Here is a 22,221-nt window from a genome sequence, read left to right on the forward strand (position 1 = left end):
TTAAGATGGATTTAAGTTTTTATAAAGGAAAGAAGGTTCTTGTTACAGGACATACAGGATTCAAAGGCTCATGGCTTTGCAGAATCCTTTTTAAAGCAGGAGCAGAAGTGACAGGTTATTCACTTGTTCCACCTACTGAGCCTAACCTTTTTTCAATGATAGATGTAGAGGATAAGATGAATTCTGTAATAGGTGATATAAGAGATCTTGAGCATCTTAAGAAGGTGTTTGAAGAGACACAGCCTGAGATAGTGCTTCATCTTGCAGCACAGCCTATCGTAAGGGAATCATACAAAGACCCTGTATATACTTATGAAACTAATGTTATGGGAACAGTTAATATCTGTGAATGTGTAAGACTTAACCCGTGTGTAAAATCATTTTTAAATGTAACAACAGACAAGGTTTACCATAATAATGAGTGGGCATGGGGATACAGAGAGAATGAGCCTCTTGACGGATATGACCCATACTCTAACAGCAAATCATGTTCAGAGCTTGTAACACACAGCTATATCAATTCATTTTTCAATGATATGGAGGTTGCAGTTTCAACAGCAAGAGCCGGTAATGTTATAGGCGGAGGAGATTTCGCCAATGACAGAATTGTTCCTGACTGTGTAAGAGCTGCAGTTAAGAAGGAAGATATAATTGTGCGTAATCCACATTCAACAAGACCATACCAGCATGTACTTGAGCCGCTTGCAGCTTATCTTATGATTGCAAAGGAGCAGTACAGTGATAAGAAGTATGCAGGCTTCTATAATGTAGGACCAGATGAGAGCGACTGCATTACAACAGGGACACTTGTTAATACATTCTGTAACAAGTGGGGAGAAGGTCTTTCATGGATTAACCAATATGACGGAGGACCTCATGAAGCCAATTTCTTAAAGTTAGACTGCTCAAAGTTAAAGACAACATTTGGCTGGAAGCCTAGATGGAACTTTGATACAGCAATTGAGAAGAGTGTTGAATGGTCAAAGGTATATGCAGCAGGCGGAGATGTTGTTGCATGTATGGATAAAGAGATAGAAGAGTTCTTTGCATAACAGGCAGGGAAGGAATTAATAAAGTAAGAAAGAGAATAAGATATGTTTGATAATAAGAATGAATTAGAAGCAAGACAGGAGATTCTTGGTATTGTAGATGAGTACTGCAAGAAGTACCATAACCAGAAACAGTATAAGGAAGGCGACAGAATATCATATGCCAGCAGAGTATATGACAGCAAGGAAATGATGAATCTTGTTGATTCAGCACTTGAATTCTGGCTTACAGCAGGCCGTTATACAGATGAATTTGAGAAGAAGCTTGGAGAATATCTCGGAGTAAAGTATGTATCAGTAGTAAACTCTGGTTCATCTGCCAACCTCAATGCATTTATGGCACTTACATCACCACTTCTCGGAGACAGAAGAATCAGGAGAGGTGATGAGATTATCACAGTAGCAGCAGGTTTCCCTACAACAATAACACCGGCTATCCAGTATGGTGCAGTACCTGTATTTGTTGATGTTACTATTCCACAGTACAACATTGATGTTACAAAGCTTGAGGATGCACTTTCAGACAAGACTAAGGCTGTTATGATTGCACATACACTTGGTAATCCATTTGACCTTTCAGCAGTAAAGGCATTTTGTGACAAGCACAATCTCTGGCTTGTAGAAGATAACTGTGACGCACTTGGTTCTAAGTACACAATCAATGGAGAAGAGAAGTTCACAGGAACTATCGGTGATATCGGAACAAGCAGTTTCTATCCACCACACCATATGACAATGGGTGAAGGAGGAGCAGTATATACTAATAATGCACTTCTTAATAAGTGTATCCGTTCATTCAGAGACTGGGGACGTGACTGTGTATGCCCATCAGGAAAGGACAACCTCTGTGGACACAGATTTGACAAGCAGTATGGAGAACTTCCATTAGGATATGACCACAAGTATGTATATTCACATTTTGGATATAATCTTAAAGCAACAGATATGCAGGCAGCGGTAGGCTGTGCACAGCTTGAGAAGTTCCCATCATTTGTTGAGAGAAGAAGACATAACTTTGACAGATTAAGAGCAGCACTTGCAGATATAGAGGATGAGGTAATTCTTCCTGTACCATGTGAGAACTCAAGACCAAGCTGGTTCGGATTCCTTATAACAGTAAAGGAAGGAATTGACAGAAAGGCAGTAGTTGAGTATGTAGAGAGCCACGGAGTACAGACAAGAAATCTTTTTGCAGGAAATCTTATAAAGCACCCATGCTTTGATGAGATGAGAGCAACAGGAGAAGGCTACAGAGTAGTAGGCGGACTTGATACAACAGACAGAATTATGAGAGATACATTCTGGGTAGGAGTATATCCAGGAATGACAGATGAGATGATTGATTATATGGCTAAGACTATTAAGGAAGCTGTTAATCAGTAATTAACCGGTATATGTGGAGGGCAGTTTATGAGAATTCGTTTAGCAGATTATGTTGCCAATTTCCTTGTGGAACATGGCGTTACAGATGTATTTTCTGTAGTTGGAGGTGGTGCAATGCATCTTAACGATGCATTGGGACATAATGAAAAGCTTAAGGTAACATACAATCATCATGAGCAGGCGTGTGCCATAGCTGCCGAAGCGTATGCAAGAATTGATAACAGAATTGCCGCTGTATGTGTTACAACTGGACCAGGAGGGACCAATGCACTTACGGGTGTAGTAGGAGGGTGGCTTGATTCTATCCCTATGTTTATTATAAGTGGACAGGTTCGTTACGACACAACCTCAAGATATGCACTTCAGTTTACAGAGACACCGCTTCGTGCAATGGGAGATCAGGAATACGATATAGTTAAGTCTGTGTCTAATATGACAAAGTATGCAACTATGATAGAAGACCCTAAGGATATCCGTTATGCACTTGAAAAGGCATGGCATCTGGCAACAACAGGCAGACCGGGTCCAGTATGGATTGATATTCCTGTTAATTTTCAGGGCGGATATATTGAGACTGATGAGCTTGAAGGATATAATCCGGCAGAGGATGATGCAAAGCTTCCGCCACAGGTAAGTGAAGATGTTGTAAGAACTGTACTTGAAAAGATTAAGAATGCCAAAAGACCAGTATTCCATGCAGGTTATGGAATAAGACTTTCAGGTGCTTATGATGTGTTCAGATCAGTTTCAGAAAAGCTTAATATGCCTATCGTTACATACTGGAATGCAGTGGATCTAATAGAAGATGATAATCCTCTGTATTGTGGAAGAGCAGGTAATATGGGCGACAGACCAGGTAACTGGGCTATTCAGAATGCCGATTTAATACTTGCTGTAGGTACAAGAATATCTATCAGACAGACTGGATATAACTGGAAAACATGGGCAAGAGCAGCAGAGGTCATAATGGTTGATGTTGATAAGGCTGAGTTAAAGAAGCCTACTATCCATGTTGAGATGCCAGTATGGGCTGATGCTAAGGATTTCCTCACAAAGCTTGATAAGCAGGCGGCAGCTATTGCACCTGTATCAGCAGGTGGTGAATGGCTCGCAACAACACAGAGATGGAAGAAGGAATATCCGGCAGTACAGCCAAGACAGTGGGAGGAGAATGGAAGCACTGCAAATGTATATGCATTTGTAAGATATTTAAGCAGCAGACTTCCAGAAAACAGTCTTACAGCAGTGTCTAATGGCGCATGCTGTGTTGTAGGTAATCAGGCATATGTAATCCAGAAGGGAAGCCGTATGGCTAATAACAGTGCCATAGCAAGCATGGGATATGGACTTCCTGCAGCTATTGGAACATGTATAGGTGGCAGCAGAAGAAATACAATATGTCTTGAAGGTGACGGAAGTATAATGATGAACCTTCAGGAACTACAGACAATACTTACTAATAAGCTTCCAATCAAGATATTCCTTATCAACAATAACGGATATCATTCAATAAGACTTACACAGAATAATCTGTTTAAGGAGCATTGCAAGATTGGAATCGGACCGGAATCAGGAGATTTATCATTCCCTGAGTTCAAGAAGATTGCAGAGGCTTTCGGATATAAATACTACAGTGCTTCATCTAATGAAGAGATGAAGAAGACTGTAGATGAGGTGTTAAAGGAAGACGGACCTGTATTCTGTGAGATATTTACAGATACTAAGCAGGTATGGGAGCCTAAGAGCAGTACCAAGAGATTAGAGGATGGTACACTTGTAAGCCCTCCACTGGAGGATCTTGCACCGTTTCTTCCAAGAGAAGAATTAAAGAAACAGATGTTTATTCCATTAATGGACGAAGAGTAGTAAAACAGCAGGAGGCACAATGCAGGCGGCAGTTGTTACAGGATGTACAGGAGCGGTAGGCTTAGGTCTTATAGATGCTCTTATGAAAAATAATGTTAAGGTTATAGCAGTTGTAAGAAAGGATTCAAAGCGTTCTTGCAGAATTAAGGAATCGGATTCACTTAAGAAGGTTGAATGTGACCTTAGTGAGCTTGATAAACTGCCAAAGCTTGTGCAGGAGACAGGAGTTAAGCCGGATGTATTCTATCACTTTGGGTGGGATGGAACATTTGGCGACTGCCGCAATGATATGTATATACAGAATATGAATGTGAAGTATGCACTGGATGCTGTAAATGCAGCTGCTGTTATGGGCTGCAGTGCATTCATAGGTGCCGGGTCACAGGCGGAATATGGAAGAGTTGAAGGAAAGCTTAATTCGCAGGTTCCTGCATTTCCAGAGAATGGCTATGGAATGGCAAAGCTGTGTGCAGGACAGATGACAAGAATCCAGTGTGAAAAGTTGGGGATCAGACATATATGGACAAGAATACTTAGTGTATATGGTCCATATGACGGAAGTGCGACGATGGTTATGTCTACAATAGGAAAGCTGTTAATAGGAGAGAAGCCATCATGTACAAAGGGAGAGCAGATGTGGGATTATCTGTACTCCAAGGACGCGGGGAAGGCATTTTATTTACTAGGAGAAAAAGGTATTAATGGCAAGGTTTACTGTATTGGTGGGGGAGAGGCAAGACCGCTTAAGGATTATATCGAGGATATAAGAAATGCGGTTAATCCGGAAGCAGAGATTGGTTTTGGAGAAGTTGCCTATGGTCCACGCCAGGTTATGTACTTGTGTGCAGATATACAGGATTTAGTTAAAGATACAGGATTTGCACCGGATTATAAGTTTTCAGAGGGAATTGCAGAGACAGTAGAATGGTGCAAGAAGGAGATTTGAATGAATGTAGTTTATTATAGTAGTGATTTCTTTTCTGAGATGTGAGGAGTATAAATAGAATCATTATGTGAAAACAATGTTCAAGTATAAGAGATTGATATATATTGTAGAAGATAATATATCAGAACAAAATAAATATAGATTGTTAGATATATTAAATAGATTTCATTGAAATTCATGTGTTACATAATGAATATGAGGCTGTTTTCCGATTAAGCGACGGAAAGTTATATAAAGATGGTAATAAAAAATGGTCAACATCAATGATTTAAGAAATTGAAGAATGGTATAAAGATAACAGAGATGAATTGATAGAGGCTTGGAAAAATTTACATGGCTTGTGACTGTAATTATTGTAGAAATATTTGACAAGGAGAATATAGATGGAGCATCATAGAATAGATTCGTATCCAATACCTAATGATACAAAGTTGATTTATATAATGAACCATAACTAGCAGATAAATCATTGCTTGATTATCCTGAATATAAAGACTGTGAGAATGAACAGGATAATATACGCATATTTGTGCCGATTGATTTGAATGATAAAGCCATATTAAGAAGAAACCATTGCAAGACTGGAACTGATACCTGACAGAGGTACAGAGTTTTTTACATTTGAGTTGATTGATAGATTAAGAGAAGAGTATGAAGTAGATTAGTATTTTATACTATAATATTTCTTCCCAAGCTGCTGCTTCAGATTCTGCGGATAAACTTTATCCGGATTAATCCCAGCATCAACAGCCAGTTTCTTAATCAATCTCCATATATTAGATCTTTCAAGAGGGGTGCCTTTTCTAGTACAGAAAATCACCCCATTTATTATTGCTTCATGGTCTATATATTCATATAAGCCATACAATAAATCATTTGGAATTCTGATGTTATATTCTTTGCTGTTACGTATAACAGTAATTTTTCCCATTTCTAAAGAGTGTGTAGTAAGGTATTGCAATTCGTTTAATCTTATATCTGTATTTCCAAGGACTTGAATTAACATAGCTATTCTATAATCGTTATTGTTTATAGCGGTTTTAAGGAGTTGGTTATATTCATCAACTGTAAGTAAGTTAGAATCTGTTGATTCGGTCTTAGATTTCTTAAGATTAACGCAGTGAATATCATTTCTTCCTATAAAATTACAAAATGTGTTTATACATGATATAATAGTATTTATGCTGCTTATACTGTAATCAGCATTTTTAAGAATCTCGATATATTTATCTGCAGTATCCTGAGATATTTGGTAACTGTTATCAGAAAGAAAGATTTGAAATCTTCGTATATCCCGCATATATTTATCAAGAGTTATTCTGCTCTTATTTTTATTTATAAGAAATTCTTCGAATTCATTAATATCTGTATTAGTGATTTTATTATTCATGGGAAATCTCCAGTTATTGTAATTTGATTTTTGCATATTCCTGTGCAGTGATTTTATCTATTATTTCTAGTCCGACACGAACACGCTTAGGTTGATGCCACAGATATACTTCTATATCAGCAATTCTCTTATGTCTGTCAATTCTATTAACCATATCAGACCTTCCGCTAAGAGGCCCCTTATTTATCATTAATTGGTTATCTACAATATATCCATATGACACAGCAATATAGTTATACTAGTCCATAAGTTGACGAAGATATTGTTCTTCTTCCTTGTTAAGGGCATTGAAATCCCCACCTATGCGGACAGGAGAAACTACATTAGGTATACGCCAGAGAAGTTTTTCAAGAGTCTTGGAATCTGAATCGCTCTCTATAAATATGTATCCTGCAAATAGAATGTCATCGTCAAGATGCCAGGAACCTTCATATTTCTTGGCATGTTGCCAGATAGGAGAGAATACTTTTGCGGCTATATCTTCTGGAATGGTTTTGCGGCATTTATCAACGGCATCTAGCTCTCTGCCGACAGTTGTGTGTGCTATGTACCACATAGGGTATACCTCGATTCTTCAATCTATATTGTATTTCATAAATAACATTATGTTGTAAAAATGCTTTGGATATGGTAGCTTATTTATATAGTTAATGCAAGAGTGTAGAGATTGATTCATAGATGAAGAAAGCTTCAAGGATTGTATAGGTACATGTTGTTTTTGAGAAAAGGAGTAGCAGCCTTATTGGTGATGCTGATAAAACATTATATTTTCATGTAAGCAAGATCATATTTGATGCTGGAATCAAGATAAAACAATTACCATGCGCACTAAACCCCATTGCATAATCCCCAAACATGTTATATAATATAATGACATATGAGATTATATTGCTACGAAGAGCCAATAGGAGGATATGATGACAAGAACATACGCTGTTAAGTATAAGAGTAAATCAAAGATGTTAACAACACCTGAGCAGGTTGCCAAGACTGAGGAAGATATCAAGGCATTAGCACTTGTTAAGGATGCAGTTATTAAGGAAGACGGACAGGTTGTTACTGTTGAGGTTGAGAATGAGGAAGATTTCGAACCGGTTATGGACAGAGTAGTCAACATTTTCAGAAGAATTGATGACAAGTCTGAGGTTTCATACAAGTTCGGTCTTAACCGTGAATAATTCGAAGACTATTGATTAGAGTAAGCCTGTGAAGCCGTAGACTGCGTCACAGGCTTATATTATGTGTATGCCGGAATGGGTATGAATTGTTTATGTATTATGTTTATAAAGGAGTAAAACAGTGAGTTTAGAAAGTGAAATTAAGAAAAGAAGGACATTTGCCATTATCTCTCACCCGGATGCTGGTAAGACAACATTAACAGAGAAGTTCCTGCTTTATGGAGGAGCTATTAACCTTGCAGGTTCTGTAAAGGGGAAGAAGACTGCCAAGCATGCGGTTTCTGACTGGATGGAGATTGAGAAGGAAAGAGGTATTTCGGTAACTTCTTCAGTTCTTCAGTTTAACTACGAAGGCTACTGTATTAATATCCTTGATACTCCGGGACATGAGGATTTCTCCGAGGATACTTATAGAACTCTTATGGCAGCAGATTCTGCGGTCATGGTTATTGACGCTTCTAAGGGTGTTGAGAAACAGACTATCAAGCTTTTCAAGGTATGTGTTATGAGACACATTCCTATATTTACATTTATCAATAAGATGGATAGAGAGGCTAATGACCCATTTGAGCTTCTTGATGAGATTGAGAGTGTACTTGGAATTGCTACATGCCCAATTAACTGGCCTATCGGCTGCGGTAAGGAATTCAAGGGCGTATATGACCGTAAAGAGAAAAATGTTTCTTTATTTAAGGCAGCCATGAATGGTCAGAAGGAAGTTGATACTGAGATTGTTGACGCATCAGATGAGGCTGTTCTTAAGGACAGAATTGGTGATGCTTTCTACGACAAGCTTCAGGAAGATATCGAACTGTTAGACGGAGCAAGTGCAGAGTTTGACCAGGAAATGGTAAGTGCTGGTGACCTTACACCGGTATTCTTCGGTTCAGCACTTACTAACTTTGGTGTACAGACTTTCCTTGAGCATTTCTTATCAATGACAACTTCTCCGCTTCCAAGAAAGTCTGACCAGGGAGTTATTGATCCATTTACTGAGGAATTCTCAGCATTTGTATTCAAGATTCAGGCTAATATGAATAAAGCACACAGGGATAGAATTGCTTTCATGAGAATATGTTCAGGTAAGTTTGAAGCCGGAATGGAAGCTAACCATGTACAGGGTGGCAAGAAGATAAGACTCAGCCAGCCTCAGCAGATGATGGCGGAGGAGAGGCATATTGTTGATGAGGCATATGCAGGAGATATTATCGGTGTATTTGATCCGGGAATATTCTCTATCGGTGATACTATCTGCAAATCTAACAAGAAATTTGCATTTGAGGGTATACCTACATTTGCACCAGAACATTTTGCAAGAGTAAGACAGATTGATACTATGAAGAGAAAACAGTTCATTAAGGGTATCAACCAGATTGCACAGGAAGGTGCGATTCAGATATTCCAGGAGTTCAATACAGGAATGGAAGAGATTATCGTGGGCGTTGTTGGTGTCCTTCAGTTTGAAGTTCTCGAATACCGTCTTAAGAATGAATACGGTGTTGATATCAGACTTGAGCCGCTTCCATACGAGCATATCCGCTGGATTGAGAATCCTGAGGAAATTGATGTGAACAGAATTGTTGGTACATCAGATATGAAGAAGATAAAAGACCTTAAGGGCAATCCGCTTCTGGTATTTGCCAATAGCTGGTCTGTTAATATGGTACTTGAGAGAAATGAGGGCTTAAAGCTTTCAGAATTTGGAAGAAACTAGTTAATACGATACGTTCAGGAGTCAGGTGATTACATGAAATCAGGATACAAATGTAGTGCAAAAAGAATAGCCGCAATTGGTGTCATGTTATGTATGCTTGTGCTGACATGCCTTACGGTTACTTCTGTGCTTAATACTAAGGCGGAAGAGTCCATTGGTCAGGGACATGTTAATTATGATGTTACAGATCTTCGTATAAGGACATCACCAGTCAGTGGTTCAGTCATTACCAAGGTTGATGGTGGCTTTAAGTTTGATATATACGAAGAGGTCGACACAAGTTCAGGATTATGGTATGGAATAGGATTCTATCTTAACGGTGATTATTACAGAGGTTACGTTACTTCTGAATATGTAACTGTTGATAAGAGAAATGATTATGAGCCGGATGCGGATTTCGAGGAGTACCTTGATTCGCAGGGGTTCCCGGATAGTTATAAGGAAGGGTTAAGACAGCTTCATGCGCAGTATCCTAACTGGGTGTTTGTGGCGGACCATAATGGGACTGACTGGAACACAATGGTTGAGAAGCAGAATGTGAAAACCAGAAGCCTTGTTCATAAGGATAATATAAGTTCATGGAAATCTACAGCAGATGGTTGCTATAACTGGGAAACCGGTGAGTGGTATTCTTTTGATAGTGGTGGATATGTACAGGCTTCAAGTGAGTTGGTACAGTATGTACTTGATCCAAGAAATTTCCTTGATGATACATATATATTTATGTTTGAGGCACTGTCATATGATTCATCTGTTCAGAATATGAGTGGAGTTGAGAGTATAATAAGTGGTTCATTCATGGATGGCTCAAGTCATGATCTTGACGGTTATACTTATCCTTCGCTTTTAATGAAAGCAGGAGAAATGTCTCAGGTTAGCCCATATCATCTTGCTACGAGAATAATTCAGGAACAGGGATATAATGGAACGGGAAGACAGATATCAGGAAATGTAAGCGGATATGTAGGCTATTATAATTATTACAGTCAGAATGCATATGCGTCAGGTGGTTATACTGCTGTACAGAATGGATTAAGATATGCAAAGGGATCTGATTCTAGTACATTAAGACCTTGGAATACAAGATATAAAGCGGTAGTAGGTGGAGCAATTAATCTTGGTAAATGGTACATAAATAAAGGTCAGGATACTATATATTATGAAAAGTTTGATGTGGTTAATTATTCGCATCAGTATATGACTAATGTTTTTGCACCAAGATCAGAGGCAAAGACAAGCAAGAGAGCATATAGTGAAACAACACTTAATAACACATCATTTAAGTTTATAATTCCTGTATATGATAATATGCCAGATGAGGTATGTGCAATTCCTACAGGAGATGGAAGTCCTAATAACAGACTTAAGGATCTGTATGTTGATGGATATTCATTAACACCATCATTTTCATTATACACGACATCATATGATCTGATTGTTGATAATGATGTTACAAGTGTATATGTATCAGGTGATAAGTTAGCTGATAGTGCTGAAGTAGAAGGCTTTGGAGAGTACTCATTATCTGTAGGTAACAACAGAATAGTTGTTACTGTTACAGCAGAGAATGGAGAAAATCAGGACTATGTAATCAATATCGTAAGAAAAGAAGCTGATCCAATACCAGATCCTGATCCGGTTCCAGACCCTGATCCATCAGAAGAGAATGGCTTTGATACAAGCTATGATATAGATGAAGAAGGAAGATTTATATCAGGATTTGAGGTTGAAAGCACAGCTGATGATGTTATAAGCAGTATTTCATTCAAGAATGGATGTTATGGAAAGATATATGGCTCAGATTCAGCAGAGAAAACATCTGAAATAATAGCAACCGGAGACAGATTTGTTGTATATACTTCAGATGGAGATGAGTATGCATCATACGCAGTTGTTATATACGGAGATGCTAACGGAGATGGTAAGATAACAAGTATTGATATGTTATATATTAAGAGACATGTTCTTGATATTAGAATTCTTACAAGTGCTTATTATAAAGCCGCTGATGCTAATCATGATGGTACAGTCAGCAGTATAGATATGTTGTATGTTAAGAGACATGTTCTTGATATCAGATATATTGTACAGTAATTATATTGGAGAATACTATGAATAACATAAAAAGAATAACTGCATTAGTAATGGCAATGTTGATGGGCATATTAATGTTTTCTGGTCTGACTAATGTAAAAGCAGCACAGACAGCACATGTTTCTATAAGTTCTGCCAGTGCCAATGTTGGTGATGAGGTAACAATAACAATAACAGCATCATCTGATGTAAAGATAGAACTGTGTGATATATGGATAGACTATGATGCAAGTATATTACAGTATGTAAATGGATTTAATACTGAAGGTGGTGGAACAGGTAGATTGTTATCGTCTGATGAAACTTCCTTTAAAGTTGTATTCAAAGCCATTAATCCAGGAACAGCAACGATTTCAGTTAATAAATCAACATCATACACAGGTTCGGCAGATGAAGATTTTATGTCATTAACAACATCTTCGGGAACTGTCACTGTAAAAGCTCCAGCCAGCTACTCATCAGACAACACGCTTAAGTCCCTGCAGATAAGTCCGGGAACGCTTTCACCAGCATTTTCACCAGACAGGACAACTTACAATGCAACTGTTGATGCTGATGTCACAGAGCTTGTTGTAAGTGCTGTAGCTAATGATAATGCTGCTAAGGTAAGCATAAGTGGCAGAAGAATGGACCCGGGAAGTAATACAACAACAATTACTGTTACTGCGAAAGATGGTTCAGTTAATAAATATATAATATATACAACAAGACTTGAGGATGGTCAGGAAGCAACAACAGAGGCTGAGTCAAAGACAGAAGCTGTTACAGAAGATGCATCACAGGCGGTTAATAATGATGGAACTGTGACGATAGATGGCAGGAAGTATTCTGTTGTAAAGGATTATTCAGGAATCACAATTCCAGATGGATATCAGGAGATTGACTATGATTATAATGGTCAGAAGATAAATGCGGTTAAAGGCATAAAGACAGGTCTTATCCTTATGTATCTTGAAAGTGAAGATGGAAAAGGCGGGTTCTACATCTATGATGAGACTGCGAAAACATTTTCACCATACAATACTGTTGCAGAACCAGAGATAACATATGTTGTTCTGCCTATAACGAACTCGTTAGAGAAGCCGGCAGGTTATGCACTTACAAGGTTTACCATGAATGGTAAAGAAGTGCAGGTACTTATGGACGCTGACAGACAGTACTGCCTGTTCTATGGAGTAAGTTCTCTTGGAGAGAAGGGATGGTTCAGATACAGGGTAAGTGATGGCTCGATTCAGGCGTATTCTGTTGTGAAATCTGACACTGCTAATGCTGATGTTAAGGCTGATAATGGAAAAACATCAGGAAACAGCAGATTCTGGCTGATGATAGTATTAATACTTGGACTGATAATAGCGGTATTTATAGTGATTACTATTGTTCTTTGCTCTAAGCTTGCGAAAGTGAAGAAGGTGTTTAACATGGCGTCAAAGGATGGTGTTGACCTTGATGAATACACTGAAAAAGTAATTGAAGGGTACGAATCAGACGAAGATGACAGCTACGCGGAACTTGATACATCAACTGACACAGTCTCTTATGGAGATGATAAGTCAGGTAAGAATGATGTAGAAGAGTTGAAGCTCTTTGATGTTGATGATGATAAGTAAATAATTAAAAAGCCTTAGTGAAAATGTGATGCTCAGATTACATTTTCCTAAGGCTTTTTCTTATTCTTCCGGAAGCTTCCAATTTTCTGCCTGACTATAATAGTCGGCTGACATTTCGTTATATTGGGCAGCCTCGTATGGGTCGTCTGTTGCTGCGGCAAGTTCTTCATAACATTTACCAAGCAAAGATAAAGGCTTGTTTCCGCTGCTTGCCACATCAAGTATGCTCTCTGTCTCAAATGCAGCATTATACAGCCACAGCACAGCTTCCTCATAGTCTGTCTGGTTCATGTAAAATGTTCCTAGAATCAGACACATTTCAGCAGGAGGATTGTCGGCAACTGCTTTTAAAGTGGTCTTAAAGAATGCGTCAGTGTCACCGTCTGCCATATATATCTTAGCAAGAATACAGTTGATTTCTTTCATTAAATCATTGCTTCTGCCTTCTTTTGATAGAATATTTTCAAATATATTCCTGAAAGCAATAAAGTCGGAATCTTCACCGGATATAAGAAGTTCTTTACACAGCATGGTAACTACATAATCTTCAATGTGGATACCTTTTTCAAATGCTTTGAAATATGTTGAAAAATCTCTTTTACTATGGTCGCCCGACTGCATGTGAAGAATTTCAATGTCACTGTCATATACGATTGGCGTGAGCCGTACTGTTTCATGTATTGGTGAAATCCATGTGAATGGACGGAGCCTTTTGAAAAGCTTCGGGCGGAGTTCTTTGTGTGCATTGTATACAGAATTATATTCTGATGCATTGACATAATACATCTGAACAATGTCTATCTCTGGAAGAAGCATATGTTTCAATTCTCTTAATGCGTAGTTGTTAGTATCATCAAGCACTTCGTCTGCGTCAGCACTGAATATGTAGTCACATTCAGCTTTGGAAAATGCGAAATTTCTTGCGGCTGAAAAATCATTTATCCATTCAAAATCATATATTTTATCGGTGTAGTGAGCGGCAATTTCTTTGGTATTGTCAGTTGAGCCTGTGTCTACAATAATCAATTCATCATAAGTTCCTGCGTATGAATCAAGACACCTTGCAAGAATGTCCTGCTCATTTTTTACAATCATGCACATGCTTATTGATATCATGTTTTTCTCCTGTTCTTAATTGGATTTATATAGGTTATATCGGTAAATGCCTTGATTTTTTTAGGTATTCGTAAGATACTTGTTATCAATGATAACATATATCTGATACGAGGTACACAATGTCAAAAAAGAAATCTGCAGCAGAACCAGTTGAATATATAGACAGTCAGGCTTTTGACGCGGCGAAAGAGAAGATAATCGGTAAGAGCCATAATGACAAGGGGATAGGTACTTTGTCGGAAAAGACACTGCATGCAGTATTAAAAATGTATTATGAACCTGATGAGGATAATCATGAGGTTGCAATAGACGGTTATTTTGCAGATATATATAATGAGCATGGGATAATTGAGATTCAGACAAGGCAGCTTAACAAGTTAAGGGATAAGTTGTCAGTGTTCCTGAATGAATATCAGGTGAGGGTTGTATATCCGATGCCGTATGAAAAGTATTTAAGCTGGATTGAGCCGGAAACAGGGGATATTACTTCCAGAAGAAAGTCTCCAAAGCGATGCTCTGTGTATGACGCGATGTTTGAACTGTATAAGATTAAAGCATTTTTAAAGAATCAGAATCTTAAGGTTACATTGCTGCTGATTGATATGGAAGAATATAAGCTTCTTAATGGCTGGAGTTACGATAAGAAGCGCGGAAGTGTGCGTTATGACCGCATTCCTGTTGGAATAAGAAAGATAATTGAACTGGACTGTCCACAGGATTATATGCAGTTTGTACCAGAGGGACTTGAGAGGAACTTTACTTCAGCGGATTTTGCAAATGCAGCGCATATTGACAGGCAGACTGCTGCCAGTGTACTTGCAATGCTTAATTACATGGAACAGGTTAAAAGAGTCGGAAAGACAGGCAATGCCTATATATACGATATTGAAGAACATTATTGAATGGAGATAGTATGTACTCTGTAAATGGAAACTGCTTTCGAATATCTGTAAGAAATCTTGTGGAATTCATGTGTGCAGAAGGTGATATTGACAACAGGAATACAGGCAGCAATGATGTGAAAATCATGCAGGAGGGGGCAAGGATTCACAGGAAAATCCAGCATAGCATGGGAACTATGTATCATGCAGAAGTGCCTTTAAAGATTGAGATACCGCTTGTATCTGACTTAGGGATTGAGTATGTACTACAGGTTGAAGGCAGGGCTGACGGTATTATTGCAGATATTAATTATGACGAGGATGGCAATAAAGAGCCGGAGAGCGATGCAATAATTGATGAGATAAAGACTATGCAGACAGATGTTTCTCTGCTGAAAGAACCGGTCTATGTGCATAAAGCCCAGGCACTGGTATATGGTTATATATATGCAAGCCAGAAGAAGCTGTCAAAGATTGGAATCCAGATGACTTACGTTACTCCTGAGCCTGAGACAATCAACAAGTTTCTGGAAGAATATACATTTGAAAGAATTGAAGAGTGGTTTAATAAGCTGATTACAGGCTTTAAGAGATGGACTGATTATACATTTGATGAGAGGCATAAAAGGACGGAATCAATCAGAGAACTTAAGTTTCCTTATGAATACAGGGAGGGGCAGAAGAATCTGTGCGTGAGTGTATACAGGGCTATTGAAGATAATACCAATCTATATATTCAGGCACCTACAGGTGTCGGAAAGACGTTGTCTACTGTGTTCCCGGCTGTGCAGGCGTTAGGACAGCAGATGTCAGACAAGATATTTTACCTGACGTCAAAGACAATAACGAGAACTGTTGCGGAGGATACTTATGCTATATTAAGAGATAACGGGCTTCATATGAGAACTGTTACTCTTACAGCAAAGGACAAAATATGTCCACTTGATGAGCGCAACTGCAACCCCGTGGCATGTCCTTATGCCAAGGGGCATTTTGACAGGATTAATGATGCTGTGTACGACATAATAACGAGCCAGATGGTTATCGGAAGAGATAATGTCATGGAATATGCCAACAGACATAATGTCTGCCCGTTTGAGATGTCGCTTGATGTTTCGTACTGGTGTGATGGAATTATATGTGATTATAATTATGTATTTGACCCGGATGCGTCGCTTAAGCGGTATTTTGGCAATGGTGCGAAGGGTGATTATGTGTTTCTTGTGGATGAAGCACATAACCTTGTGGACAGAGCAAGAGAAATGTACAGTGCAGTGTTGAAAAAAGAAGATTTTCTTGCAGCTAAGAAGCTTGTCAAAGAGATGGACAAACGGCTTGCAGGCGCACTTGACAGATGTAACAAGCAGTTGCTCGAATATAAAAGACAGTGCGATACATTCATGGTTGTGAGTGGTCTTGGAACATTTCCAGCCAGCCTTGAGCGTGTCATGGGACTTATGCAGAAGTTTATGGAAAGGTATAAGGGTGAGCCTGTGACTAACGAGCTGCTCGAGTTTTTCTTTGCAGTGAGACATTTTCTTAATATGTATGACTGTGCTGATGAAAAATATGTCTATTATAATGAGCATGATAATGATGGAAACTTTCTTGTACATCTGTACTGTGTTGACCCGTCTGGCAACATAAGTGAGAGACTTTCACAGGGCAGAAGCACGGTATTCTTCTCAGCAACGCTGCTTCCGGTCAATTATTTTAAGGAAATGCTTTCAGGTGATGTATCAGAAAGAGCGGTGTATGCACACTCTTCTTTTGAACCTGATAATAAGAGAATTGTCGTGGCTACTGATGTGACAAGCCGTTATACAAGAAGAAACGCAAGGGAATATGCCAAGGTACATGATTATATTATGCATATGATTTCTGGCAGAAGCGGCAGATATATGGTGTTCTTTCCGTCATATTCTTACATGGAGAGTGTTCTTGAGTGCTTCAGGTGGAAAAGTGGTGTTAATGTGACCGAATGTGGTGGAGAAGATACATTTTTACCAGAAAGCTGTGTGAATGTGCTTGTGCAGGGAAGGTTTATGAAGGAGGCTGACAAGGAAAATTTCTTATCAGCATTTTACAAGGAACTTCCAGAAGGGGCTTCGCTTGCGGGCTTCTGTGTGCTTGGAGGAATATTTTCCGAAGGAATTGACTTAAAGGATGAGAGCCTTATCGGAGCTGTCATTGTCGGAACTGGGATTCCGATGGTGTGCAGGGAGCGCAACATTTTAAGGGATTATTTTGATGAGTTTGGCAAAAATGGATATTCTTATGCTTATGTTATTCCGGGAATGAATAAGGTGCTTCAGGCAGCAGGAAGGGTTATAAGGACGGATACAGATAAGGGAGTTATTGCACTTCTGGATGACAGATTTATGACTGGTGAATATGAGCGTATGTATCCTAGGGAGTGGAACAGGATATTTCCAGTCAGTCTGGGTAATGCTTATAAATGTATTAAGGATTTCTGGACGGAACAGGATATATAGGGCATTGATAAAAAATGTACAATGTTAGAACTTGTAGTCGGACTGTATGTGTGATAGAATTTAGACAGATATTATTAAGGTCCGGATATATGATGATTTGTTTTGATTATGGGAGATGGGCTTATGCAGAACGTGGAAGAGATTAATAAGAATATAGAAAACAAAACTGTAGACAAGCAGGTCTGGCAGTCTCTGGGATTTGATGAATTACAGACTATTGAGATTATCAGAGGAATTGAGAATGGCGTTGATGTGAGTGTGTATTGCAAAGAGGAATTTAACGCTGCCCAGATGAAAGCATTAAGACTTGGTCTGGAAGAAAAACTTGATGTAAGCAGATTTGCAGATGCACAGTATGATTATATGCAGATGGAAGAACTGAAGCAGGCTGTGCGTAGCGGAATGAATATGGATGATATATGTAATCCTAAGTTCAGTCATTCTGTTATGAGAGAGATAAGGCTTGCATCAGAGCTTAATTATGATCTGACCAGGTATGCAAAGCTTGGTTATTCAGGAGAGGTATTAAGACAGATAAGACTTGCAAAAAAAGAAGATATTGACCTTACATTTTTTGTTGAGGATAATTATGATGAATATCAGCTCAATGAGATAAGGCTGGGAATACACAATTGTGTCGATATAACTAAGTATCTGCTTCATGAATACAATGGAAAACAGATGGAACAGATCAGACTTGGACTTGAGGAAGGGATTGATGTTACTCCATATAACATGGTTGGATTTTCATCAGGACAGATGAAGCAGATAAGACTTGGGCTTGAAGAAGGAATAGATGTTTCTGAATATGCAGATCCGTTTATTGATGCGGTAAGCATGAAAGAGGCAAGACACAGAATTTCTGATAAATGGAATGACGAGAAGCCTGCACTTAATGAATTGCAGTCACAGGAAATTCTTATGGGACTTACAAGCGGTGTAGATGTTTCTTTATATGCTGATCCAAGATATACCTTTAAAGAGATGGAGAAGATAAGACTTGCACTTGAGAGGGGAAGTAATCTGGATGGGCTGCTTAAGTATGGATGTTAAGATGCAGCTATTACAGTACAGTGTTTTGATAATGAATGGATAAGACCTTCGGAAAGGGGGAACAGCATGAGCAATACAGAAATAGTTAATGAAACAGCTGATATAGATGATATCGAGTTACATGAGGTTTATGTATATATTGCAGATGATAATATGAGCGCATCAGTCAGGCTTGGCAAATGTGATGAAGGATATACATATGATGAAGTCATGAATAAGCTATCGCTTAATGGAATTAAGACGGGAATAGATGAAGAAAAAATTCGATGGATGATTTTACAAAAAATATATGACCAGCCTGTTGAAGTTGCTTTTGGTAAACCGGTAGAGGCAGGAAAAGATGGATATTATGAGTTTTTCTTTGATACAGATGCAATTAATAATAACAGACCTACAGTAAGAGAAGATGGTTCTATTGATTACTTTAACCAGAAGAGATTTGAAAAGGTTAATGAGGGTGATCTGCTGGCAAGATATCATGAGCCGACTAAAGGGGAGTTTGGCTTTGATGTATGTGGAAAGCTGCTTGTTCCTAAGCAGGGTAAACCAAAGCCAAGACTGCATGGTAAGGGCTTTAAGACATCTGATGATGGTAAAGAAACTTATGCTGCAATATCTGGAAAGATTGAATACTGTAACTATGATTTAAGTGTTGTTAATGTATATGAGGTTAATGGTAATCTAGATATGAGCATGGGGAATATTGACTTTAACGGGGATGTTAATATTACAGGCAGTGTGAGAAGTGGTGTAACAGTTCATGCCATGGGAAGTATATATGTTGGAGGCTTCGTTGAGGGAGCAACACTTATTGCTGGGAAAGATATTGTATTAAAGGATGGTGTTAATACTAAGAATTCAGGAAAAATCGAGGCAGGGGGAAATATATCAGGCAGATTTTTTGAGAATACAGAGGTTATTGCCAAAGGAGACTTACAGTGTAATTATATTCTTAACTGCAGGGTGCTTACATATGGCAGGATATTTGTTGAGGGACCCATAGGTTCTATTATAGGTGGTGATGTAACTGGTGTTATGGGAATCAGTACTACATCATGTGGACATGAAAGCAATGTAAAGACTTTGTTGAGAGTTGGTTCGACCAAAGAAATCAGAAAAGAATATGCAGAACTTATTATGGAACTTAAGGAAGTAGACGGACAGATTGAAACTTTTGAAATGGCTAATAAGAAGTTTGAGATGATTAAACAGAACATGCCTGAAAAGTATGATAGTAAAATGGCATTGAGAGTTACCCAGTCAAAGATTGTAAAGATGGCTCAGAAAGCCAAGCTTGAAGAAAAGAGCAAGGCATTATACAATCTTATAAGAGATTCAGAGAGAGCAGTTGTTAAAGTAAAGAATCATATATATCCGGGAAGCAGGATATATATGGATGATAAGACTTACATGCCAAGTTCTGTATTTTCACATATTATTGTTAAGAAGACACCAAGCACGATTATTCTTAGGGATTATGATGAATAAGTATATTACAGGGAGAGTATTATGATAGAAGAAGTTGTTTCGGTGGAATTGCCGGTGCATGAAAGGCTGGTAGTAAGAAAGAACAGACTTATGAATGAAGAAAACGGCATAGATATGCCAAGGATTTCTATAGTTACAGGCACTCATGGGGATGAACTTGACGGACAGTATATCTGCTATGAGGTTATCAGAAGGATTGAAAGAGAGAAGAATAAGCTTAAAGGAATTGTAGATATTTATCCAGATATTAATCCTCTTGGACTTGATACAGGTTCAAGAGGAATTCCTATGTTTGACCTTGATATGAACAGGGTTTTCCCTGGTGATAATAATGGAGCGATGGCTGAATATGTGGCAGCAGGTATTATTGAAGATATTATTGGAAGCGATCTGTGTATTGATATCCATTCAAGCAATATATTTGTAAATGAGATGCCACAGGTAAGAATTAATGATGATACGCAGGAAAAGCTTCTTCCTTATGCGAAGATGATGAATGCACAATTTGTGTGGATATATTCGTCTATTACTGTGCTTGATGCAACTCTTGCCTATAGTCTTAATCATCTTGGTGTGCCTACTCTTGTTACGGAGATGGGTGTTGGAAACAGAATTACGCCAATGTATTGCAGGGATATTGTTGATGGTATATTTAACCTTATGTCTCATATGGGGATATGGGATGATGAGCCGAAAGAAGTGAATGAACCTATTATCTCTACAGAGGGTGAGGTTACATTTCTTACTGCTAAGGAAAGCGGAATATTCGTATCAGCAGTTGATTCTATGGGAAGGATTGGAATTGGAACGCATATAGGAGATATTATCGAACCTATTGAGGGAAGAATAATCCAGAGAATTGAATCGCCTACAGATGGAATTATATTTACATTAAGAGAGAATCCGGTAGTACATAAGGGGGCTCTTATAGCAAGAGTTTATGGTGGCAGATAATGAAGAAAGAGATTATTTATTCGTTAAAGGGTATATATAGAGAAGATTATCAGATAGAAGGCTACAGATTCGGCGGTGGTGAGAAGTCGGCATGTATTGTTGGTGCATTAAGAGGAAATGAGATACAGCAGCTGTATATATGTTCGCAGCTTGTCAAGGCACTTAAAGAGCTTGAGGCTCATGGTGCAATATCGCACAATCATGAGATTCTTGTTATCCCATCTGTTAACAGATTTTCCATGAATGTTGGAAAGAGATTCTGGCCTACAGATAATTCTGATATAAACAGAGCTTTTCCTGGGGATGTTAATGGAGATACAACCAAGCAGATAGCAGGAACACTTTTTGACAGAATTAAGGGTTACAGTTATGGCATACATTTTGCGAGCTTTTATATGCCGGGTGATTTTATTCCTCATGTAAAGATGATGGATACAGGATTTCAGAGTGCGAGTCTTGCCAATCTGTTCGGACTTCAGTACGTTGTTATTAGAAAGCCTAAGCCAATGGATACAGTGACACTTAATTATAACTGGCAGATGAATGGTACTAATGCATTTTCAATATATACTAACAGCACAGATATGATTGATGAGAAATCTGCAAGACAAGCAGTGTCATCTGTTCTCAGGTTTTTAACCAGAATGGGTATTCTTAAGTACAACAATCACAGTGGATATATTGCAAGTGTTATCAATGAGTTTGATCTTATGGCAGTCAAGACTTATGATGCAGGATTTTACAAGAGACTTAAAGAGCCGGGTGATCCTGTATATCATGGTGAGCTTATAGCACAGATTCTTGACCCATGTGAGGGTACTGTTAAGAGTGAGATAATATCACAGACAGACGGTATTGTTTTCTTCGCACATACAGGACCAACTGTAATGGGTAATCAGGTTGTTTACAAGATAATAAGAAGAATGCATGAATAGTTGTTTGAAAATATGTTTTATTGTGATACAATGGTTAAATATTAATAATTAATATAACTAATCTCAGGAGGA

General features: G+C 38.4%; 19 protein-coding genes. 15 read left to right on the forward strand and 4 right to left on the reverse strand.

The annotated features are described in order from the left end of the window. Positions 1-5 precede the first annotated feature (5 nt). From rfbG to GKE48_RS14970, 5 genes are all read left to right on the forward strand, one after another. On the forward strand, positions 6-1,052 hold the full coding sequence (gene rfbG / locus GKE48_RS11910) for a CDP-glucose 4,6-dehydratase (RefSeq protein WP_154301155.1): 1,047 nt from the start codon (positions 6-8) through the stop codon (positions 1,050-1,052). Between the two features lie 42 nt (positions 1,053-1,094). Beyond that, positions 1,095-2,432 (forward strand): lipopolysaccharide biosynthesis protein RfbH, encoded by a 1,338-nt coding sequence (rfbH, locus tag GKE48_RS11915; protein ID WP_055217003.1) that lies wholly within the window; start codon positions 1,095-1,097, stop codon positions 2,430-2,432. A gap of 27 nt (positions 2,433-2,459) precedes the next feature. Beyond that, the gene (locus GKE48_RS11920; RefSeq protein ID WP_154301161.1) at positions 2,460-4,298 is read left to right on the forward strand and encodes a thiamine pyrophosphate-binding protein; all 1,839 of its coding nucleotides are present in this window, start codon (positions 2,460-2,462) and stop codon (positions 4,296-4,298) included. A 19-nt stretch (positions 4,299-4,317) separates the two neighbouring features. Further along, positions 4,318-5,244, forward strand: coding sequence for an NAD-dependent epimerase/dehydratase family protein (locus GKE48_RS11925; RefSeq protein WP_154301162.1), 927 nt, complete (start codon positions 4,318-4,320; stop codon positions 5,242-5,244). Positions 5,245-5,713: 469 nt separating this feature from the next. Further along, positions 5,714-5,842 (forward strand): hypothetical protein, encoded by a 129-nt coding sequence (locus GKE48_RS14970; RefSeq protein ID WP_278321514.1) that lies wholly within the window; start codon positions 5,714-5,716, stop codon positions 5,840-5,842. 63 nt (positions 5,843-5,905) lie between these two features. Here GKE48_RS14970 and GKE48_RS11930 read toward each other — a convergent pair whose 3' ends face one another. From GKE48_RS11930 to GKE48_RS11935, 3 genes are all read right to left on the reverse strand, one after another. Beyond that, a complete protein-coding gene (locus GKE48_RS11930; RefSeq protein WP_173016935.1) occupies positions 5,906-6,634 on the reverse strand; it encodes a tyrosine-type recombinase/integrase in 729 nt (242 codons plus the stop codon). 13 nt (positions 6,635-6,647) lie between these two features. Beyond that, entirely contained in the window at positions 6,648-6,788 is a 141-nt protein-coding gene (locus GKE48_RS14610) for a hypothetical protein (RefSeq protein WP_173016936.1), read from the reverse strand. Between the two features lie 84 nt (positions 6,789-6,872). Further along, positions 6,873-7,190, reverse strand: a complete 318-nt coding sequence (locus tag GKE48_RS11935; protein WP_154301164.1) for a transcription termination/antitermination NusG family protein — start codon at positions 7,188-7,190, stop codon at positions 6,873-6,875. Positions 7,191-7,548: 358 nt separating this feature from the next. Between GKE48_RS11935 and GKE48_RS11940 the strand changes: the two genes are divergently transcribed. From GKE48_RS11940 to GKE48_RS11955, 4 genes are all read left to right on the forward strand, one after another. Further along, positions 7,549-7,812 (forward strand): hypothetical protein, encoded by a 264-nt coding sequence (locus GKE48_RS11940; protein ID WP_156327369.1) that lies wholly within the window; start codon positions 7,549-7,551, stop codon positions 7,810-7,812. A 121-nt stretch (positions 7,813-7,933) separates the two neighbouring features. Beyond that, positions 7,934-9,526, forward strand: coding sequence for a peptide chain release factor 3 (locus GKE48_RS11945; RefSeq protein WP_022097122.1), 1,593 nt, complete (start codon positions 7,934-7,936; stop codon positions 9,524-9,526). Positions 9,527-9,559: 33 nt separating this feature from the next. Further along, positions 9,560-11,620 (forward strand): dockerin type I domain-containing protein, encoded by a 2,061-nt coding sequence (locus tag GKE48_RS11950; protein WP_154301165.1) that lies wholly within the window; start codon positions 9,560-9,562, stop codon positions 11,618-11,620. 17 nt (positions 11,621-11,637) lie between these two features. Further along, positions 11,638-13,227, forward strand: a complete 1,590-nt coding sequence (locus GKE48_RS11955; RefSeq protein ID WP_154301166.1) for a cadherin-like beta sandwich domain-containing protein — start codon at positions 11,638-11,640, stop codon at positions 13,225-13,227. Between the two features lie 60 nt (positions 13,228-13,287). Here GKE48_RS11955 and GKE48_RS11960 read toward each other — a convergent pair whose 3' ends face one another. Next, entirely contained in the window at positions 13,288-14,343 is a 1,056-nt protein-coding gene (locus tag GKE48_RS11960) for a glycosyltransferase family 2 protein (RefSeq protein WP_154301167.1), read from the reverse strand. Between the two features lie 119 nt (positions 14,344-14,462). On the opposite strand from GKE48_RS11960, the gene GKE48_RS11965 reads away from it, so the two are divergent. The 6 genes from GKE48_RS11965 to GKE48_RS11990 all read left to right on the forward strand — a co-directional run bounded on the left by GKE48_RS11965 (position 14,463) and on the right by GKE48_RS11990 (position 22,149). Continuing rightward, positions 14,463-15,245 carry a DUF8091 domain-containing protein gene (locus tag GKE48_RS11965; protein ID WP_022097515.1) on the forward strand — a complete coding sequence of 261 codons (783 nt, stop codon included), beginning with the start codon at positions 14,463-14,465 and terminating at the stop codon, positions 15,243-15,245. Between the two features lie 11 nt (positions 15,246-15,256). After that, positions 15,257-17,719 (forward strand): ATP-dependent DNA helicase, encoded by a 2,463-nt coding sequence (locus GKE48_RS11970; RefSeq protein ID WP_243138503.1) that lies wholly within the window; start codon positions 15,257-15,259, stop codon positions 17,717-17,719. A 123-nt stretch (positions 17,720-17,842) separates the two neighbouring features. Continuing rightward, positions 17,843-18,772, forward strand: a complete 930-nt coding sequence (locus tag GKE48_RS11975) for a hypothetical protein (RefSeq protein WP_154301168.1) — start codon at positions 17,843-17,845, stop codon at positions 18,770-18,772. A gap of 66 nt (positions 18,773-18,838) precedes the next feature. Next, on the forward strand, positions 18,839-20,260 hold the full coding sequence (locus GKE48_RS11980; RefSeq protein WP_055288122.1) for a DUF342 domain-containing protein: 1,422 nt from the start codon (positions 18,839-18,841) through the stop codon (positions 20,258-20,260). Between the two features lie 21 nt (positions 20,261-20,281). Next, entirely contained in the window at positions 20,282-21,214 is a 933-nt protein-coding gene (locus GKE48_RS11985) for a M14 family metallopeptidase (protein ID WP_154301169.1), read from the forward strand. Then, complete coding sequence (locus GKE48_RS11990) at positions 21,214-22,149, forward strand: M14 family metallopeptidase (RefSeq protein ID WP_012738815.1); 936 nt, start codon at positions 21,214-21,216, stop codon at positions 22,147-22,149. Before GKE48_RS11985 ends, GKE48_RS11990 begins: the two co-directional genes overlap by 1 nt. Positions 22,150-22,221 lie beyond the last annotated feature (72 nt).

It is taken from the genome of Lachnospira eligens (genome assembly GCF_009680455.1).
Lineage (GTDB): Bacteria > Bacillota > Clostridia > Lachnospirales > Lachnospiraceae > Lachnospira > Lachnospira eligens_A.

Bases quoted from the DNA above. Each gene is read 5' to 3' on its own strand.
- GKE48_RS11920 (WP_154301161.1), top strand. From the start codon at position 2,460: ATGAGAATTCGTTTAGCAGATTATGTTGCCAATTTCCTTGTGGAACAT.
- GKE48_RS11975 (WP_154301168.1), top strand. From the start codon at position 17,843: ATGCAGAACGTGGAAGAGATTAATAAGAATATAGAAAACAAAACTGTA.
- GKE48_RS11970 (WP_243138503.1), top strand. From the start codon at position 15,257: ATGTACTCTGTAAATGGAAACTGCTTTCGAATATCTGTAAGAAATCTT.
- rfbH (WP_055217003.1), top strand. From the start codon at position 1,095: ATGTTTGATAATAAGAATGAATTAGAAGCAAGACAGGAGATTCTTGGT.
- GKE48_RS11935 (WP_154301164.1), bottom strand. From the start codon at position 7,190: ATGTGGTACATAGCACACACAACTGTCGGCAGAGAGCTAGATGCCGTT.
- GKE48_RS11925 (WP_154301162.1), top strand. From the start codon at position 4,318: ATGCAGGCGGCAGTTGTTACAGGATGTACAGGAGCGGTAGGCTTAGGT.
- GKE48_RS11950 (WP_154301165.1), top strand. From the start codon at position 9,560: ATGAAATCAGGATACAAATGTAGTGCAAAAAGAATAGCCGCAATTGGT.
- GKE48_RS11985 (WP_154301169.1), top strand. From the start codon at position 20,282: ATGATAGAAGAAGTTGTTTCGGTGGAATTGCCGGTGCATGAAAGGCTG.
- GKE48_RS11940 (WP_156327369.1), top strand. From the start codon at position 7,549: ATGATGACAAGAACATACGCTGTTAAGTATAAGAGTAAATCAAAGATG.
- GKE48_RS11980 (WP_055288122.1), top strand. From the start codon at position 18,839: ATGAGCAATACAGAAATAGTTAATGAAACAGCTGATATAGATGATATC.
- GKE48_RS14610 (WP_173016936.1), bottom strand. From the start codon at position 6,788: ATGGTTAATAGAATTGACAGACATAAGAGAATTGCTGATATAGAAGTA.
- GKE48_RS11965 (WP_022097515.1), top strand. From the start codon at position 14,463: ATGTCAAAAAAGAAATCTGCAGCAGAACCAGTTGAATATATAGACAGT.
- rfbG (WP_154301155.1), top strand. From the start codon at position 6: ATGGATTTAAGTTTTTATAAAGGAAAGAAGGTTCTTGTTACAGGACAT.
- GKE48_RS11990 (WP_012738815.1), top strand. From the start codon at position 21,214: ATGAAGAAAGAGATTATTTATTCGTTAAAGGGTATATATAGAGAAGAT.
- GKE48_RS11930 (WP_173016935.1), bottom strand. From the start codon at position 6,634: ATGAATAATAAAATCACTAATACAGATATTAATGAATTCGAAGAATTT.
- GKE48_RS11955 (WP_154301166.1), top strand. From the start codon at position 11,638: ATGAATAACATAAAAAGAATAACTGCATTAGTAATGGCAATGTTGATG.
- GKE48_RS11960 (WP_154301167.1), bottom strand. From the start codon at position 14,343: ATGATATCAATAAGCATGTGCATGATTGTAAAAAATGAGCAGGACATT.